14 protein-coding genes are annotated in these 17,005 nt (G+C 68.9%); 8 read left to right on the plus strand and 6 right to left on the minus strand.

What is annotated here, in order from left to right:
* Nucleotides 1-31 precede the first annotated feature (31 nt).
* On the plus strand, nt 32-1,246 hold the full coding sequence (locus tag A7U43_RS01255) for a mechanosensitive ion channel family protein (protein ID WP_067990225.1): 1,215 nt from the start codon (nt 32-34) through the stop codon (nt 1,244-1,246).
* Nucleotides 1,243-1,674 carry an SRPBCC family protein gene (locus A7U43_RS01260; protein WP_067990228.1) on the plus strand — a complete coding sequence of 144 codons (432 nt, stop codon included), beginning with the start codon at nt 1,243-1,245 and terminating at the stop codon, nt 1,672-1,674. Before A7U43_RS01255 ends, A7U43_RS01260 begins: the two co-directional genes overlap by 4 nt.
* A gap of 1 nt (nt 1,675) precedes the next feature.
* Here the strand turns inward: A7U43_RS01260 and A7U43_RS01265 are convergent, their stop codons facing one another.
* The 4 genes from A7U43_RS01265 to A7U43_RS01280 form a co-directional block, all read right to left on the minus strand.
* Nucleotides 1,676-2,626 (minus strand): SDR family NAD(P)-dependent oxidoreductase, encoded by a 951-nt coding sequence (locus A7U43_RS01265; protein WP_067990231.1) that lies wholly within the window; start codon nt 2,624-2,626, stop codon nt 1,676-1,678.
* Between the two features lie 138 nt (nt 2,627-2,764).
* On the minus strand, nt 2,765-4,594 hold the full coding sequence (locus A7U43_RS01270; RefSeq protein WP_067990235.1) for a phosphoenolpyruvate carboxykinase (GTP): 1,830 nt from the start codon (nt 4,592-4,594) through the stop codon (nt 2,765-2,767).
* A gap of 175 nt (nt 4,595-4,769) precedes the next feature.
* Nucleotides 4,770-6,197 carry a hypothetical protein gene (locus A7U43_RS01275; protein ID WP_156525808.1) on the minus strand — a complete coding sequence of 476 codons (1,428 nt, stop codon included), beginning with the start codon at nt 6,195-6,197 and terminating at the stop codon, nt 4,770-4,772.
* 11 nt (nt 6,198-6,208) lie between these two features.
* Nucleotides 6,209-7,135, minus strand: a complete 927-nt coding sequence (locus tag A7U43_RS01280; protein ID WP_231963495.1) for a hypothetical protein — start codon at nt 7,133-7,135, stop codon at nt 6,209-6,211.
* A 167-nt stretch (nt 7,136-7,302) separates the two neighbouring features.
* Between A7U43_RS01280 and trmB the strand changes: the two genes are divergently transcribed.
* From trmB to mmpL3, 3 genes are all read left to right on the plus strand, one after another.
* On the plus strand, nt 7,303-8,097 hold the full coding sequence (gene trmB / locus A7U43_RS01285) for a tRNA (guanosine(46)-N7)-methyltransferase TrmB (RefSeq protein WP_067990238.1): 795 nt from the start codon (nt 7,303-7,305) through the stop codon (nt 8,095-8,097).
* Complete coding sequence (locus A7U43_RS01290) at nt 8,094-8,798, plus strand: NYN domain-containing protein (RefSeq protein WP_067990242.1); 705 nt, start codon at nt 8,094-8,096, stop codon at nt 8,796-8,798. Before trmB ends, A7U43_RS01290 begins: the two co-directional genes overlap by 4 nt.
* A 63-nt stretch (nt 8,799-8,861) precedes the next feature.
* Complete coding sequence (mmpL3, locus tag A7U43_RS01295) at nt 8,862-11,750, plus strand: trehalose monomycolate exporter MmpL3 (protein ID WP_067990245.1); 2,889 nt, start codon at nt 8,862-8,864, stop codon at nt 11,748-11,750.
* On the opposite strand, the gene A7U43_RS01300 is transcribed toward mmpL3, so the two are convergent.
* Complete coding sequence (locus A7U43_RS01300; protein ID WP_067990248.1) at nt 11,710-12,852, minus strand: AI-2E family transporter; 1,143 nt, start codon at nt 12,850-12,852, stop codon at nt 11,710-11,712. The genes mmpL3 and A7U43_RS01300 overlap by 41 nt on opposite strands.
* A gap of 80 nt (nt 12,853-12,932) precedes the next feature.
* Here A7U43_RS01300 and A7U43_RS01305 point away from each other — a divergent pair, with 80 nt between their 5' ends.
* The 3 genes from A7U43_RS01305 to A7U43_RS01315 are packed head-to-tail and all read left to right on the plus strand — an operon-like array spanning nt 12,933 to nt 15,626.
* Nucleotides 12,933-14,000 (plus strand): lysylphosphatidylglycerol synthase transmembrane domain-containing protein, encoded by a 1,068-nt coding sequence (locus A7U43_RS01305; protein WP_067990250.1) that lies wholly within the window; start codon nt 12,933-12,935, stop codon nt 13,998-14,000.
* The gene (locus A7U43_RS01310; RefSeq protein WP_067990253.1) at nt 13,997-15,271 is read left to right on the plus strand and encodes a M23 family metallopeptidase; all 1,275 of its coding nucleotides are present in this window, start codon (nt 13,997-13,999) and stop codon (nt 15,269-15,271) included. Before A7U43_RS01305 ends, A7U43_RS01310 begins: the two co-directional genes overlap by 4 nt.
* Nucleotides 15,264-15,626, plus strand: a complete 363-nt coding sequence (locus A7U43_RS01315; RefSeq protein WP_067990258.1) for a DUF3054 domain-containing protein — start codon at nt 15,264-15,266, stop codon at nt 15,624-15,626. Before A7U43_RS01310 ends, A7U43_RS01315 begins: the two co-directional genes overlap by 8 nt.
* On the opposite strand, the gene A7U43_RS01320 is transcribed toward A7U43_RS01315, so the two are convergent.
* Nucleotides 15,565-16,998: a sensor histidine kinase gene (locus tag A7U43_RS01320; RefSeq protein WP_082901978.1), complete on the minus strand. Its 1,434-nt coding sequence runs from the start codon at nt 16,996-16,998 to the stop codon at nt 15,565-15,567. The two genes, A7U43_RS01315 and A7U43_RS01320, sit on opposite strands and share 62 nt — an antisense overlap.
* Between the last annotated feature and the right edge of the window lie 7 nt (nt 16,999-17,005).

Consider the following 17,005-nt stretch of genomic DNA (forward strand, 5'->3'; position numbering starts at 1 on the left):
CGGGCCATCCGATCCCGACCCGAAAGCACCCATGCCTGAGGAGCTCGAACTCGATTCCGCAACGAACGTGGCCGTCACACTGTCGTGGGTGAGCGGCGCCGTCGCCATCGCCTACGTCGTGGGGGTTGCGGTGTCCTGGGCCCTGCAGCGCGCCGGTCGGCGCAGCCAGTGGCTCAGCGATATCGCCCTGCTCACGCGCAGGCCGCTGCGCGCCGGACTCATGGTGATCGCCGCCTCCGTCGTGCTGCCGCGGGTGTCCGACCCGGGCGAAGGATGGCGGTCGTGGGTCGACCACAGCCTGCGCATCCTGACCATCGCCACCGTCACCTGGCTGATCGCCAAACTGGTGACCGTCGTGGAGCGTCGGATGGTGGCCCGCTTCGGCGGTGGCGACACCGGCCTCACCGATGCCGATCTGCAACGCCGCAAGGTGCGTACCCAGCTGAGCGTGCTGCGCAGGCTGGCGCTCGCGGCCGTGGTGCTGCTGGGGATGGCGGCCGCGCTGATGACGTTCCCGTCCTTCGCCGATATCGGCAAGACGCTGTTCGCCTCCGCGGGCGTGCTCTCCGTGGTGGCCGGCCTGGCCGCGCAGACCTCGCTGGGTTCGGTCTTCGCCGGACTGCAGATCGCCTTCAGCGACGCGATCCGGGTCGGTGACGTCGTCGTGTTGGAGAAGGAGTGGGGGCGTATCGAGGAGATCACCCTCACCTACGTGGTGGTGCAGGTCTGGGACGAGCGTCGACTGGTGTTGCCGTGCACCTACTTCACCACCACACCGTTTCAGAACTGGACGCGCAGTGCGACCGAGATACTCGGCACGGTGCTGCTCGACGTCGACTTCACGGTGCCGCTGGAGGCCATGCGTGCGGAACTGGACCGCCTGCTGGCCCGGACGAGCCTGTGGGACGGACGGACCGGGCTGCTGCAGGTGGTCGACGCGGTCGGTGGGACGGTGCGGGTGCGGATCCTGGTGAGCGCACCGAATGCCGGCGCGCTCTGGGATCTACAGTGCTTCGTCCGCGAAGGCATGGTCGTCTGGTTGCAGCGCGGACACAGCAGCGCCCTGCCCCGCTGGCGCTTCGAGCCGGCCGGCGGAGCGAGCCAGCCCCGGGTTCACCACGAAACATCGACGGGCACAACTGAAACCGGTCTGTTCTCCGGTAGCGACGAGGCGCAGGAGCGTGGCGAGGCTTTCGACGGTCCGGGCGAGAACGCGCGGACGCTCATCGACGAGGAGAGCAGATGATCGAGATGGAACGCGAAGTCACCACGGCGGTGGCGCCGGATCGGGTGTTTGACTACCTGTCCGACTTCACCACCACCGAACAGTGGGAGCCCGCCACGGTGCGCACCGTCCGTATCAGCGGCGACGGCGGTGTCGGCACCCGCTACGCCAATACGTCGCGGTTCGCGGGCCGCACCAGCGACCTGGAGTACGAAGTGCTCGGCGTGACGCCGGGACGGTCCATTCAGCTACGCGGGCACAATGATTCGCTCATCGCGCACGACATCATCACGGTGACCCCGTGCGAGGGTGGCTCGAAGGTCACCTACCGCATCGAGTTCGCCTTCCAAGGCTGGCTGCGCTGGGCCGAGCCGATACTGCGGATCCCGGTCGGCAGCCTGATGGACAACGGTGTGCGGGGACTTCAGCGCGAACTCGCCAAGCTTTGAGTTACGACAACCCGACCGCACCCAGGCAGTAATGCCACACCCGCTGCAATTCGGCATCGCTGTAGCGGGTGCTCGGCAGGTAGTGGACGGGTCGCACGGCGCGGTCGTGCCAGAACCTGCCCGACTCGGGGGTCGGTAGGGTCGCCGTCAACCAGATGGCGGTGTCGGCGGCCTGCTCCGGCGTCCGCAGCGCCGGTCCGGTCAACCTGCGGAAGGCGGGCAGCGAGGTGGCCACACCAGGAGTGTCGGCCCAGCCCGGGTGCATGGCGGCGACCATGACCGACCGGGTGGCCCACCGGTCGGCGAGTAGCGGTGTGAGCGCCACCTGGATCCGCTTGCTCCGCGCGTAGGCCACCGCACCCCGGTAGCGGCCGGAGGTGTACTCGATGTCGTCGGCGGGCAGGCGCTGGGTGTACATGCCACCCGAGGACATCAGCACCACCCGCGGATCCGGCGATGTCGCCAGCGAAGGCAGCAGGAGCTCGGTCAGCAGCACGGGCCCGAGCACATGGGTCGCCAGCGAAAGCTCGTGTCCCTGTTCGGTTCTGGTGCGCTCCGGCGGCATCACCCCGGCGTTGTGGATCACCGCGTCCAGCCGCGGCACCCGGGTCACCAGGTCCGCCGCGAAGGTCCGCACCCCCGGAAGGTCGGAGACATCGCAGCGTTCGACCCGCACATCCGCGCCGGGCACGGCGCCGAGGATGTCCGCGCGAGCGGCTTCACCACGGGCCTTGTCGCGCACCGTCAACAGCACGGTGGCACCGAGTCCGGCCACCCCTGCCGCGATCGCCTTACCGATACCGGAGTTCGCGCCGGTGACCAGAACGGTGGAGCCGGCCAGTGCATCCGGATCCAACGCAGGCCAGAACTTTTCGCGCACCGCGAGTCCCACGCGGGTGTATCCGGCCACGACCGTGCGGTCGAGCAGCCCGTCGAGCACCGTGTGCAACATATCGTTCGAAACTCCCGTCCACCGACTACCGGGTATTCGGAGCCGAAACAGGTCCGGATGGTTCGGCACCCGCAGGGGGCGCACAGACGAACATTGCCCCGCATCCGGCCGGATACGGGGCAATGCGCGTGTGCGCGGTCAGTCGGACTCGGCGAGCCGTGTCTTCAGGGCGTCGAACTCATCCTTGATACCGGTCGGCAGCTTTTCACCGACGAAGGAGAACCACTCCTCGATCAACGGCAGTTCGGCACGCCACTCCTCGGCGTTGACCGCCAGCGCCTCGTCGACGTCGGCCGGATCGACATCCAGCCCCGACAGGTCCAGATCCGCCGCGGTCGGGACGATGCCGATCGGGGTGCTCTTGCCGTCGGCCCGATGCTCGATGCGCTCGATGGCCCATTTCAGCACGCGGCTGTTCTCACCGAATCCGGGCCACAGGAAGCGACCGTCATCGCCGCGGCGGAACCAGTTGACGAAGAACACCTTCGGCAGCTTCGACTCGTCGGCCTGCTTACCGATGTTGATCCAGTGCTGGAAGTAATCGCCCACGTTGTAGCCCAGGAACGGCAGCATGGCCATCGGGTCGCGGCGCACGGTGCCGACCTTGCCCTCGGCCGCCGCGGTCTGCTCGGAACCCAGGGTGGCGCCGATGAACACACCGTGCTGCCAGTCACGGGCCTCGGTGATCAGCGGGACGGTCGTCTTACGCCGACCGCCGAACAGGATCGCCGAGATCGGCACACCCTGCGGGTCGTCCCACTCCGGCGCCAGGGTCGGGCACTGCGAAATGGGGGTGCAGTAGCGCGAATTCGGGTGCGCGGCCTTGGTTTCGGTCTCGCGCAGAACCCAGTCCTGGCCCTTCCAGTCGATCAGGTGATCGGGCTCGCCCTCCAGGCCCTCCCACCACACGTCGCCGTCATCGGTCTTGGCGACGTTGGTGAAGACGGTGTTACCGGCGGCGATCGTCTTCATCGCGTTCGGGTTGGAGTCCCAGTTGGTACCGGGAGCGACCCCGAAGAAGCCGAACTCCGGGTTGACGGCGTAGAGTTGGCCGTCCTTGCCGAAGCGCATCCAGGCGATATCGTCGCCGACGGTCTCGGCACGCCAGCCCGGAATGGTCGGCTGCAGCATCGCGAGGTTGGTCTTGCCGCAGGCCGAGGGGAACGCCGCGGCGATGAAGTAGGACTTGTTCTCCGGCGAGATGAGCTTGACGATCAGCATGTGCTCGGCGAGCCAGCCCTCGTCATGGGCCATCGCCGAGGCGATGCGCAGCGAGTAGCACTTCTTGCCCAGCAGCGCGTTACCGCCGTAGCCCGATCCGTAGCTCCAGATCTCGCGGGTCTCCGGGAAGTGGGTGATGTACTTGGTGTCGTTGCACGGCCACGGCACATCTTTCTGGCCGTCCTCCAGCGGGGCACCGATGGAGTGCAGGGCCTTGACGAAGAAGCCGTCGTCGCCCAACTTGTCCAGCGCTGCCTTGCCCATCCGGGTCATCGTGCGCATGGAGACGACGACGTACTCCGAGTCGGTGATCTCGACGCCGAGTTTCGGGTCTTCGGCGTCCAGGGGGCCCATGCAGAACGGCACCACCCACAGGGTGCGACCGCGCATGGAGCCCCGGTACAGCTCGGTCATGATGCCGCGCATCTCGGCCGGATCCATCCAGTTGTTGGTGGGACCGGCGTCGACCTCACGCTCGGAGCAGATGTAGGTGCGGGATTCGACGCGCGCCACATCGGAGGGATCCGACAGCGCCAGGTAGGAGTTCGGCTGCTTCTCGTCGTTCAGCTTCTGGAAGGTGCCGGCCTCGACCAGCGCAGCCGCCAGGCGCTCGTACTCCTCCTGGGAGCCATCGGCCCACTCGACACGGTCGGGCTGGGTCAACTCGGCGACCTCGCGGACCCAGGACAGCAGCCCCTGATGCGTCGTCGGTGCGGTGTCCAGACCGGGAATGGTCGCTGAGGTCATCAAAGTCTCCTGCGTAGTTTCCGTGAACATGCCGATAACCGGCAGGTCACGATCGTCCCTAATAAGAGGTTAACGCGGGTGACTTTCGTCTGGGGAATCGGGACAATGTCCGATCACTCACAGGAACGATTCAGATAGGCATTCAGGAAACCCTACTGAACGGTAATCGAATTCATCAGATTATTAAATCGGCGCGAACCGCCTCCGCGGCCGCGCGCAGCGCCGGTAATCGGCGTTGCGCCTCGGATCGTGCACGTGCGGCGGCCACCGCGCGTTCCCGCAGTCGGGCGTCGATGTCCGCCACCCGACGGGCGGTGTCGGCGGCCGCCCGTTCGTCGGCCGCCACCGCCGCCGCGGTGAAGGCGGTCTCGGCGGCCAGCACCCGGGTCGCGACCAACGCCTCGGTGTCCTCGCGCAGCACGGCCGCGACGCGACCGACCCACCGGTCCAGCTGCGCCCGGTCGTGCAGCAGCCCCCGAAGCCGCACCACCCACACCGTGAGCAGCACGCCGAGCAGGCCCCCGGCGGTGGCGCCGGCCACCGACAACCCGGGCGCGAGCCCGGTGAACAGCCGGCCCGCCGCCAACGCGACCCCCAGACCGAAACCCGCCCCCAGCACCATCATCAACTGCGTTTCCAGCCGCCGCGACATCAGCCCGGCGGTGCCCAGTTCCGGGACTGCCGCCGCCGGCACAGCGGCCGGTGCGGTGCAGCCCAACTCCCCGGCGATATCCCGGAATTGCTCGGTGACACCGGAATCGACCTCCTCGATGACCTCGGCCGCGCGAGCGGCCACCCGGGCATGGAAATCCCGGGCCCGACGTCGCCTGCCCCAATGCAACGCACCCCAGGTGGCGGCGTCCTCGGAAAGCTCGGAGCGCACCGACGCGCACCGGTTGCGGGCGAAATGCCCCAATTGCACCCGGGCCTGCTGAATTCGGCTGCGCAACACCACGGCGCGCTCCGAACGGGACAGCCGCATATCCCGCAGCAGCTCGTCGCGCTGACGGTGTAATGCCGCGGACTCCCCGTCGGCCGCCACCGCCGCCATCTCGCCGATGTGGTCGTCGAGATGAGCTTCCCACGCCCGCAGTCGATTCCGACGCGGCAACGACTCATCGGCCAAGGCCTCCCGGAGCACCTCGACCAGAACGTCGAGGTGCGCAGCGCCGTGCGCCGGCGCGGCGGCCACCCCCACCCACGGCATGTCGTGCAGGCGCGGCGCATGCAACCCGACGGTACGGGCGTCCACACCAAGGACCGCTCGCCAGTCGCGGTGGACGTCGATCTTGGTCAGCACGCCGATCACGAGGTCGGTATGGCGCGCCGCGTCGTCGAGCACCGCGCAGTCCGATGCGCACAGCGGTGCCACCGCGGATACCGCAAACACCACGGCGGCCGGCGCGAGATCCGCTGGGAGTTCCTCGGATTCGACGAAGCACTGGTGGGGCATGCAGTGCCGCAGCGCCGCCGTCAGGCTGGTCACCCCGGCGAGCCACGGTCCGACCACCAACACCGCCGCACCGGGGCTGCGGCGCGGTGGTGCCAGCCCGGGCACCAGCGCGGACACCGCGGCGTCGACGTCACGGGGGTCCTCGCGCACCAGCCCCGCCCTCAACCAGCCCCCAGCCGCAACGCCGCGCGCGCGATATCCGCACCGCAGCGCCGGTGCAGCGCGTTGACCGGCCCCCGGCTGTAGCGCTGCCAACCCACCGGATCGGCGTCGCCGGCGTCCAGTCCGTCCGCGCGCACCACCGCCAGGGCCGCCGCCATCGCGGCCAGCACCGCGGTGTCCCCGGTCAGTACGGCGTCCAGGCGCTGGTCGGCGGTCCTGGCCGCCAACGCCCGCAGCTGGGTCATCGCCGCACACAGCCGCTGGTACCGCAGCGGCGCGGCGGCGGCACGCACACCGGCCAGCAGGTCGTCGACCGCGCTGCACCGGCGCAGCATCGCGGTCAGGGCGGTCCCGTCGGCGCCCGCCCCGACGGCGGCGACGGCCGCCGCGATCCCGTACAGGTCGAGGGTGTCGAGCAGCCGCGCCCGGGTGCCGGCGTCCACCCGGTGCGGCGCCGCGCGGAACGCATCGACGGAGCTGAGATCGGCCGGATCCTCGGCCAGTGCCCGCACGGCATCGAGCAGCGGGGCATCCAGCACGGCGGTCGCCAGCAGTGCGGACACCCCGAACACCGGCAGGCCGGTGCGGTGCCGGAGCAGCCGGACGCGCTCGGGCAGCGCGGCGCCGAGCAGATCGGCCTTGTTGAGCGCGACGACCACCGGAGCGCGGGCCGCCGCGGCGGACTGTCGATCCTCCGGTTTGGCGGTCTCCGCGATGACCAGCACCTCCACCTCGGCCCGCGCATCCGCCACCGTCAATCCGGCATCGCGCAGAGCGTCGGTCAGTGTGCGCACCCCCACCCCGACCCGTCCCGACGCGCGGACCCGCAGCGGGCGGGTGAGCCGCTCGATGATCGGGCGCAGCGCGGGGCGGGTGGCGTCATCGGCGTGAGCGGTCAGTTCCGCGACAAGGTCGTCGACAGACATCACGCTCCTTTCACTTCTGTTGCACGCTCACCATCGACCACATCAGCGGCTCACATCACATCGTCACACCCCCACGACACCCCGATGAGCAGTGTTTTCCCGCCGGATCGCCGCAAAGACAACTGTTGGGTATCAATCTGCCCCGCGATGCGGGTACACCTGTCTGGATGAGCGACGATGGACCGATGTATGCCCAGCGCGAGGACACCGGGGAGCCCGTCTCCCCGGAACGCGGCGCAGCAACCGGCGCGGACCCCTCCGGCACCCACCACATGCGTCGCGTCACCAGCTTCCGGTCCCGGCGCTCCACCCTGTCCGGCGGCCAGCAGGAGACCTGGGAACGGCTGTGGCCGCGGCTGGGCACCGAGGCCCGCGACGCCGACGGCCGGCCGACGGTGCTGGACAGCGCGGCCTGGTTCGGCCGCCACGCCCCGCTGATCCTGGAGATCGGGTGCGGCACCGGGACCTCGACGGCGGCCATGGCGCTGCAGGAGCCCGACTTCGACGTCATCGCCGTGGAGGTCTACAAGAAGGGTCTGGGCCAGCTGCTCGGCGCGCTCGACCGGGACGGCATCACCAATGTCCGGCTGGTCCGAGGTGACGGTGTGGATGTGCTCGAACACTCGTTGGCCACGGCCTCGCTCACCGGGGTGCGGGTGTTCTTCCCGGACCCGTGGCCCAAGGCCCGCCATCACAAGCGGCGGTTGCTGCAGCCCGCGACGATGGCTTTGATCGCCGACCGCCTGGTGCCCGGCGGGATCTTGCACGCGGCCACCGACCACATGGGTTACGCCGAGCACATCGCCGAGGTCGGTGACGCCGAGCCGCGCCTGCGCCGCGTCAGGCCCAGCTTCGACGGTTCCGACGACCTGCCGATATCGGTGGCCAGGCCGGAGACGAAGTACGAGCGCAAGGCGCTGGCGGGTCCGGTCGTGACCGAACTGCTCTGGGAGCGCATATGACGATGACGACCGACCCCGCCATCCCGGAGGTCCCCTCGAGTGATGCGCAGCCACCGGCCACCCAGCGGGTGCTGCTGGTCTGGGATGCGCCCAATTTGGACATGGGCCTCGGGTCGATCCTCGGCGGCCGCCCCACCGCCGCGCACCGGCCACGATTCGACGCGCTCGGCCGCTGGTTGCTGAGCCGCACCGCCGAACTGTCCAGCCGTCACGACGCCGAGACCGGGGTGCCGGCGGAGATTCACCTCGAGCCGGAAGCCACCGTCTTCACCAACATCGCCCCAGGTAGTGCCGATGTTGTCCGACCGTGGGTGGAAGCTCTGCGTAACGTGGGCTTCGCTGTCTTCGCCAAACCCAAGATCGACGACGACAGTGATGTGGACAGCGACATGCTGGAGCACATCGCCCTGCGCCGCAGCGAAGGTCTGGCCGGAGTTGTGGTGGCCTCGGCGGACGGTCAGGCATTCCGCGCACCGCTGGAAGAGATCGCCCACGAGGGCGTTCCGGTGCAGGTGCTCGGATTTCGCGAACATGCCAGTTGGGCGTTAGCGTCGGATAGCTTGGAGTTCGTCGACCTGGAGGACATCCCTGGTGTCTTCCGGGAACCGCTACCGCGAATCGGCCTTGATTCGCTGCCCGAGCAAGGTGCGTGGCTGCAGCCGTTCCGGCCGTTGTCCGCGCTGCTGACCTCGCGCGTCTGAGCAGGTCAAGTGGCATGTGCGCGCGCAGTGAATCAGATCGACAAGAACAAATAAGGAGCTGACGTGTTCGCCTGGTGGGGTCGAACGGTGTACCAATTCCGATACATAGTGATCGGGGTCATGGTTGCACTGTGCCTTGGTGGCGGCGTTTACGGGGCCAGTTTGGGGTCCCACGTCACCCAGAGTGGTTATTACGATGTGACCAGCGAATCGGTGCAGGCATCGCTGATCGGCGACGAGGTCTACGGCCGCGACCGCACCAGCCACGTCGTCGCCATCCTGACGCCGCCGGATGACAAGTTGGTCACCGACCGGGCCTGGCAGCAAAAGGTCGCCGGGGAACTGGATCAGGTGGTCAAGGATCACCCCGACCAGATCGTCGGCTGGGTCGGCTGGCTGAAGGCGCCCGACACCACCGACCCCACGGTGAATCGGATGAAGACCGAGGATCTGCGCCAGACCTTCGTCAGCATCCCGCTCAAGGGTGATGACGACGACTCCATTTTGAAGAACTACCAGACGGTGCAGCCCGATCTGGAGAAGATCAACGGCGGTGATATCAAGCTCGCCGGCCTCAATCCGCTGGCCAGCGAGCTGACCGGCACCATCGGCACCGATCAGAAACGCGCGGAACTCGTCATCGTCCCGCTGGTGGCGGTGGTGCTGTTCTTCGTGTTCGGCGGCGCCGTCGCGGCGGCGCTGCCCGCGATCATCGGCGGTCTGACCATCGCCGGCGCGCTGGGCATCCTGCGGTTCACCGCCGAGTTCATGCCGGTGCACTTCTTCGCCCAGCCCGTGGTGACGATGATGGGCTTCGGCATCGCCATCGACTACGGCCTGTTCATGGTGAGCCGATTCCGGGAGGAACTGGCCGAGGGCTACGACGTCGAGGCCGCGGTGCGGCGCTCGGTCATGACCTCCGGGCGCACCGTCGCGTTCTCCGCGGTCATCATCGTGGCGTCCTCGCTGCCGCTGCTGCTGATCCCGCTCGGCTTCCTGCAGTCGATCACCTACGCCATCATCGCCTCGGTGCTGCTGGCGGCGTTCCTGTCCATCACCGTGCTGCCCGCGGTGCTGGCCATCCTGGGGCCGAACGTCGATGCCCTTGGCGTGCGCACCCTGCTGCGGGTGCCGTTCCTGGCCAACTGGCCGTTCTCCCGCAAGATCATCGACTGGTTCATCGAGAAGACCCAGAAGACCATGACCCGCGAAGAGGTCGAGAAGGGTTTCTGGGGCAAGCTGGTCAACCAGGTGATGAAACGGCCGATCGCCTTCGCCGCACCGATCCTGGTCATCATGACGCTGCTGGTCATCCCGATCGGCCAGCTCGCGCTCGGCGGCCTCAGCGAGAAGTACCTGCCACCGGACAACTCGGTGCGCATGGCGCAGGAACAGTTCGACCGCGAGTTCTCCGAGTTCCGCACCGAACCGCTGACGATGGTGATCCGCTCCACCGACGGGGAGCCGGTGACCGACCAGCAGGTCGCGGCCCTGCGCGCCGAGGCTCAGACGGTGTCCGGTTTCTCCGGCACCGAGGACCCCTCGAAGATGTGGCAGGAGCGTTCCGCGCAGGAGGGCGGTACCAAGGACCCGTCGGTCCGGGTGCTGCAGAACGGTCTGGTCGACGCCAGCACCGCGCCCAAGAAGCTCGCCGAGCTGCGTGACCTGCAACCGCCGCGGGGCACCGAGGTACTCGTCGGCGGCACCCCCGCCCTGGCCCAGGACAGCATCCACAGCCTGTTCTCCAACCTGCCGATGCTCGGGCTGATCCTGGTCATCACCACCACCATCCTGATGTTCCTGGCATTCGGGTCGCTGGTGCTGCCGATCAAGGCGGCGCTGATGTCGGCCCTCACGTTGGGCTCGACGATGGGCATCCTGACCTGGATGTTCGTCGAGGACGGTCACGGCGACCAGTTGTTCAACTACACGCCGCAGCCGCTGCTCGCCCCGATGATCGGCCTCATCATCGCGGTGATCTGGGGCCTGTCCACCGACTACGAGGTGTTCCTGGTGTCCCGCATGGTCGAGGCCCGCGCACGCGGGCTCTCGACCGCCGAGGCCATCCGCATCGGTACGGCCACCACCGGTCGGCTCATCACCGGTGCCGCGCTGGTGTTGGCCGTGGTGGTCGCGGCCTTCGCGTTCTCCGATCTGGTGGTGATGAAGTACCTCGCCTTCGGTCTGCTGATCGCCCTGCTGCTCGACGCCACCGTCATCCGGATGTTCCTCGTGCCGGCCGTCATGAAGCTGCTCGGCGATGACTGCTGGTGGGCGCCGAAGTGGATGAAGCGGGTCCAGGAACGCATCGGTCTCGGTGAGGTCGAGCTGCCCGATGAGCGCAAGCGTCCGGTGGTCCGCGAGTCCGATGAGGTCGCCGACCCGGCCGCTCTGGTCGGCGCGGGCGCACCCACACCCGCACAGCACGATCCGGGACACCCGGCGATCCCACCGCCCGGGCCGCGCGGCACTCTGCCGCCGCCGCGTCCGTTGGGCTCGTCGGGCGGCCCCTCCACGATGGGCACCACCCGCATCCCGACCGCACCCCCCGGGCCCGCTCCCGAACCGCCCACGACGCGCTTTGCCGCACAACCGGATTCGGCTGCGACATCGGCGATCAACGCCGTGAACGCAGCCCCGGCGGAGCGCGCCCCGCGGGTCGACCCGTCGCCGGCGCGCGAGCGCCGCGAGATCGAGTCGTGGCTGGGCGAATTGCGCGGCGGCAGCACCCCGACAACCGCGATCCCGACCGCGACCCCAGGGCCGCGTCCGTCGGCGGAGTCGACCCGCGCCATCCCCGATGCGGGTGCCGAACCGACGACGGCCATTCCCGCGCAACAGGATCCGGAGTCGACCGAGAAGATCGACACCCGCGACACCGGTGAGACCCCGACCCGCCGCGGCGGTGGCGTCAGCGCGGCGGATCTGTTGCGGCGGGAGGGTCGCCTGTAAGTCCGTCGGGCGCGAGTTCGGCGCTGATCCGTTGTTCCTCGGGTCCCGGGTCGGGAGCCACCAGCACCCGGATGGCGCTGTTGAGCACCGCCACCACCGGAACCGCGAGCAGTGCGCCGACGATGCCGGCGAGCACTCCTCCCCCGGCGATCGCCAGCACCACCGCCAGCGGGTGCACCGCCACCGCGCGGCCCATCACGAGTGGTTGCAGAACATGTGATTCCAGTTGCTGCACCGCCAGGATCAGGCCGAGGGTGATCAGTGCGTAGACCCAGCCCTTGGCGATCAGCGCGACGATGACCGCCACCCCGCCGGCGAAGACCGCGCCGATCAGCGGCACGAAGGCGCCCAGGAACACCAGGGAGGCCAGCGGCAACGCCAACGGCACACCCATGATGGCCAGACCGGCGCCGATTCCGACGGCATCCACCAGCGCGACCAGGCAGGTGGCCCGGACGTAGCCGGTCAGGGTGCGAAAGCCGGCCCGGCCCGCGTCGCGCACCCGGTCGCGCACCGTCACCGGGAAAATCGACGTCACAAAGGCGAAGATGCCGCGGCCGCCGTGCAGCAGGAAGATCAGGGTGAACAGCACCAGCACGGCCCCGGTGACGATCTCGGTGACGGTGCCCGCCGTGGACAGTGCCCCGCTGGTGACCTTGGCCTGGTTCTCCTGCAATGCCTTGATCACCGCGTCACCGGCCTGGTCGATCTGTTCACGACTCAGGTGCACCGGACCTTCGATCAGCCAGGTCCGCAGGCCGTCCACGCTGCGGGTCACCTGCTCCACGAGTCCCGGTGCGCCCGAGACGAATTGGCTGACCACGAAACTGAGGATCCCGCCGACCACGGCGATCGCGCCGAGCATGACCACAGCCACCGCCCAGCCGCGCGGCACACGGCGCTGCACCAAATCCACCGCCGGCAGCAGCATTGCCGCCAGCAGCGACGCCAGTGCCACCGGCACCACGATGAGCATCAGCTTCGACGCCACCCACAGCAGCGCCAGCAGCGCCACACCGAGTACCAACAGCCGCCACGCCCATGCCGCGGCCTTGCGCACCAGGGGACTCACCGCCTGATCGGCGACCGAATCTATCGTCATCGCCGTAGCGTACGACCGCTGCACGGCGCGCCGCCCCAACCAGGGCGATACCCACGGCACAGGCCGTTACCCTGGTACGCGTGTCGCACGACGCGCCGAAGAGCGACGCCCCTGGACAGGACGCGCGCCCGCGGGGCAAATACTGGTGGGTGCGGTGGGCGGTCATCGCGGTCGCCGCTCTGGTGCTGACCGTCGAACTCGTGCTGGTGTGGGACCAATTGGCCAAGGCCTGGATCAGCCTGCTCTCGGCGAACTGGTGGTGGGTGTTGGCCGCGGTGGTCGCGGCGATGGCGTCGATGCACAGCTTCGCGCAGATCCAGCGCACCCTGTTGCGGTCGGCGGGCGTCACCGTGCGCCAGTGGCGGTCCGAAGCGGCCTTCTATGCCGGAAACGCGCTGTCCACCACGCTGCCGGGCGGACCGGTACTCTCGGCCACCTTCGTCTACCGCCAGCAGCGCATCTGGGGTGCGTCGCCGGTGGTGGCCTCCTGGCAGCTGGTGATGTCGGGCGTGCTGCAGGCGGTGGGGCTGGCGCTGCTCGGCCTCGGCGGGGCGTTCCTGCTTGGTGCCAGCAAGAACCCGCTGTCCCTGATCTTCACCCTCGGCGGTTTCTTCCTGCTGCTCGTGCTCGCCCAGTCGGTGGCGTCCAACCCGCAACAACTCGACGGCATCGGGGTCCGGCTGCTGTCGAAGTTCAATTCGCTGCGCGGTAAACCCACCGACACCGGGCTGGACAAGTGGCGCGCCATGTTGCGTCAGCTCGAGTCGGTGCAGTTGAGCCGACGTGCGCTGGGCAACGCCTTCGGGTGGTCGCTGTTCAACTGGATCGCCGACGTGGCCTGCCTGGCGTTCGCCGCGTACGCCGCCGGTGGGCACCCGTCGCTGGCCGCGCTGACGGTCGCCTACGCCGCCGCCCGGGCCGTGGGATCGATCCCCCTGATGCCCGGTGGGTTGCTGGTGGTGGAGGCGGTGCTGGTGCCCGGCCTGGTGTCCAGCGGTATGACGCTCGCCGCGGCCATCTCGGCCATGCTCATCTACCGGTTGGTCAGCTGGATCTTCATCTCCGCGATCGGCTGGGTGGTGTTCTTCTTCATGTTCCGCACCGAGATGGACATCGACCCCGACGCGAACGGCCAGGAGGATCCATGACCCACCGAATCTGTTTCACAGCAATGGTTCTGATCGGTGCGACACTCGTCGCGGGCTGCTCACCCAGCACCGAGCGGCCCGGCACGTCGACCGCCGCGACGGACTCGGCGAGCAGCGCGCCGTCGAGCGCACCGCCGGGCGGCCGGCCGGCGGCCGCCCCGGTTGCCACGCCGCTGCTGGCCCGCGTGCTGGCGGCGCCGGTGCCGGTACCGGCCACCGACGGCCGAACGCATCTGGCCTATGAGCTGCTCCTGACCAACGCGATGGATCAAGAGGTCACCGTGGACGCGGTGACCGTCCGAACGGGTTCGGGCGGGCCCACGCTGCTCACGTTGAACGGGGACGCACTGGCCGACCGCACCAGGGTCATCGGCACCTCCGTCCCCACCGCGCGGCTCGGGCCGTCCCAGTCCGCGTTGGTCTGGATCGATGCCGCCGTCGAAAATGGCTCCGCCCCGGTCGATCTCATTCACACCGTCGATGCGCGGCTGTCCACGCCGATGCCGCCGCTGCTGCCCGAGACGGTACGCGAGACCGTCGCGCCGGTCACGGTGTCGACCCGCGAACCTGTCGTCATCGCACCCCCGCTTCGCGGCCCGCAGTGGTGGGACGCCAACGGATGCTGCGGGATGACCGCGCACCGGATGGCGATCAACCCCATCGACGGCGAACTCTGGGGCGCGGAACGATTCGCGATCGACTATGTGCAACTGATGCCCGACGGGCGACTGTTCGACGGCGACGCCAAGGATCTGAGCAGCTACCCGTACTTCGGTCTCGGCGTGCACGCCGTCGCCGACGGGCCGGTGGTGGCCGTCGTCGATGATCTGCCGGAGCAGGTGCCCGGCGCCAGCCCCACCGGCCTACGACTGCAGGAGTACGGCGGCAACCATGTGGTGCAGGACATCGGTGACGGGAACTACGCCTTCTACGCACACCTGAAGACCGGTTCGGTCGCCGTGCAGCCCGGCGATCGGCTCACCACCGGACAGCTGGTGGGCGACCTCGGCAACAGCGGTAACACCGACGCACCGCACCTGCACTTTCATGTGATGAACGGTCCGGACCCGCTGAAAGCCGACGGTCTGCCGTTCGTGATCGACCGGTTCCGGCTCACCTCACGGACGCTCGAGAACGCGGGCCCCGGAGCGGACGCTGTCGACGCCGTGCTGGCCGGCAAGCCGGCGCCGCTGCAGCCCGGTGTGCAGCCCACCGACGAAACCCGGGTCAGCCCACTGGTTTCCGATGTGATGGACTACCCGGATGGTTGAACGCCCACGGCCCCTGCCTGCGCTGCTCACCGATCTGGCGTGCGTGGTGGTGTTCTGTACCATCGGCAGGCGCAGCCATGCCGAGGGTCTGACCGTCACCGGTATCGCCGAGACGGCGTGGCCCTTTCTGACCGGCACCTTGGCCGGCTGGCTGGCCGCACGGGCCTGGCAGCGCCCCGCGAACCTCTACCCGACCGGACTGATCGTCTGGGCGTGCACCGTGATCGTCGGAATGTTGTTGCGCAAGGCCACTTCCGCGGGCACCGCGAGCAGCTTCATCGTGGTGGCCTCGATCACGACCGCCGTCCTGCTGCTCGGCTGGCGCGCCATCGCGACGGTTCTGGCCCGGCGCTGACCACCGCGGGTTCCGCCTCATCCGCCGGCTGATCCGGCGGCCGGTCGGAGATCGTCAACGTCGCGCGCAGACCGCCCAGCGGGCTGTCGGAGAGCTCAAGGCGCCCGCCGTGCAACGCGGCCTGCTGAGTGACCAATGCCAGCCCCAGACCCGATCCGCCGGGGGCCGCCGTGCTCCCCCTGGCGAACCGGCCGAGCACCGCGGTGCGTTCCTCGGCGGGCAGTCCGCACCCGTCGTCATCGACCACGATGCGCAGCTGTCGGTCCGACTCGCGGATCCCGGACAGCACGATCCGGTGCGCCGCACCGTGCGCGACGGCGTTGCGTACCAGGTTGTCCACCGCCAGCCGCAACCCGCCGGGCCACCCCCAGACCAAGCCCAGATCGTCGCCGGCCTCCACGGTGATCTCCACCGGCGGGTCGGTCCGGGCGTTCTCGCGCGCCACCCGATCCAGCAGATCGGTGATGTCGATGAGTTCGCGATCCTCGGCCTGGGCCAGTTGCCCGGACGCCAGCTGGCCCAGAGCGGTGATGATGGCCTCCACCCGGCGCTGTGCGCGCAGCAGGTCGGCCACCACCTCGTCACGCTCCTCGGTGGGCAACTCGTGGATCCGCAGGGTGTCCAGATCGGCGCGCATCGCGGTCAGCGGGGTGCGCAGTTCGTGCGCGGCATTCGCCGCGAAATCCTGTGCGGCCTGCAAGGACCTGGTCGTCGCCTGCTGAGCGGCGACCAGCCTGCTGAGCATGCCGGCCATCGCGTCGGAGAGTTCCTCGGCTTCGCGGGCACCGGTCACCGCAGGCATCTGCGCGCCCGGCTTGGCGCCGTCACCGAGCTGTTTGGTCTGTTCGGTCAGCCTGCGCAGCGGACGGACCGCGGGCCCGGCCAGCAGCCAGCCGAATCCGGCCGCCACCAGCACGGTCAGCACACCGACCGCGATGTATATCGGAATCCTGGCCTGGCTCAACAGGATACTGTCGGCACGGATACCGATGGACAGCAGCACACCACCGCCCTGCTGATCCATCGGGATGGTGCGGACCCGGTATTCGACGCCGTTGACCTCGACGGTCTCGGTGCCCGGTGGCAGCGCGGGTAGCTGGAATCCACGCTGGAACATCACCTGACCGCTGGACCGGGAACGGCCGGTGGTGAGCACGCCGCGCCGCGGATCGGACAACTGTTCGGGAAACATGCTGGCTTCCACGATCGAGTCCAGTCGCCGATCCAGTTGTGCGGCATCGTTGTTGACGAGGACCACCGTGGTCAGCACGGTGAAGGCGGCGACCACCGCCGAGGCCGCTATCGCGGACGCGACGGCAACCCGGGTGCGCAGTGAGGCCGACCGGCCGATCAGCGGAAGAGATAGGCGCACCGGCGGT

The sequence above is a fragment of the Mycobacterium adipatum genome, assembly GCF_001644575.1.
In the GTDB taxonomy this organism is placed as follows: Bacteria; Actinomycetota; Actinomycetes; order Mycobacteriales; family Mycobacteriaceae; genus Mycobacterium; species Mycobacterium adipatum.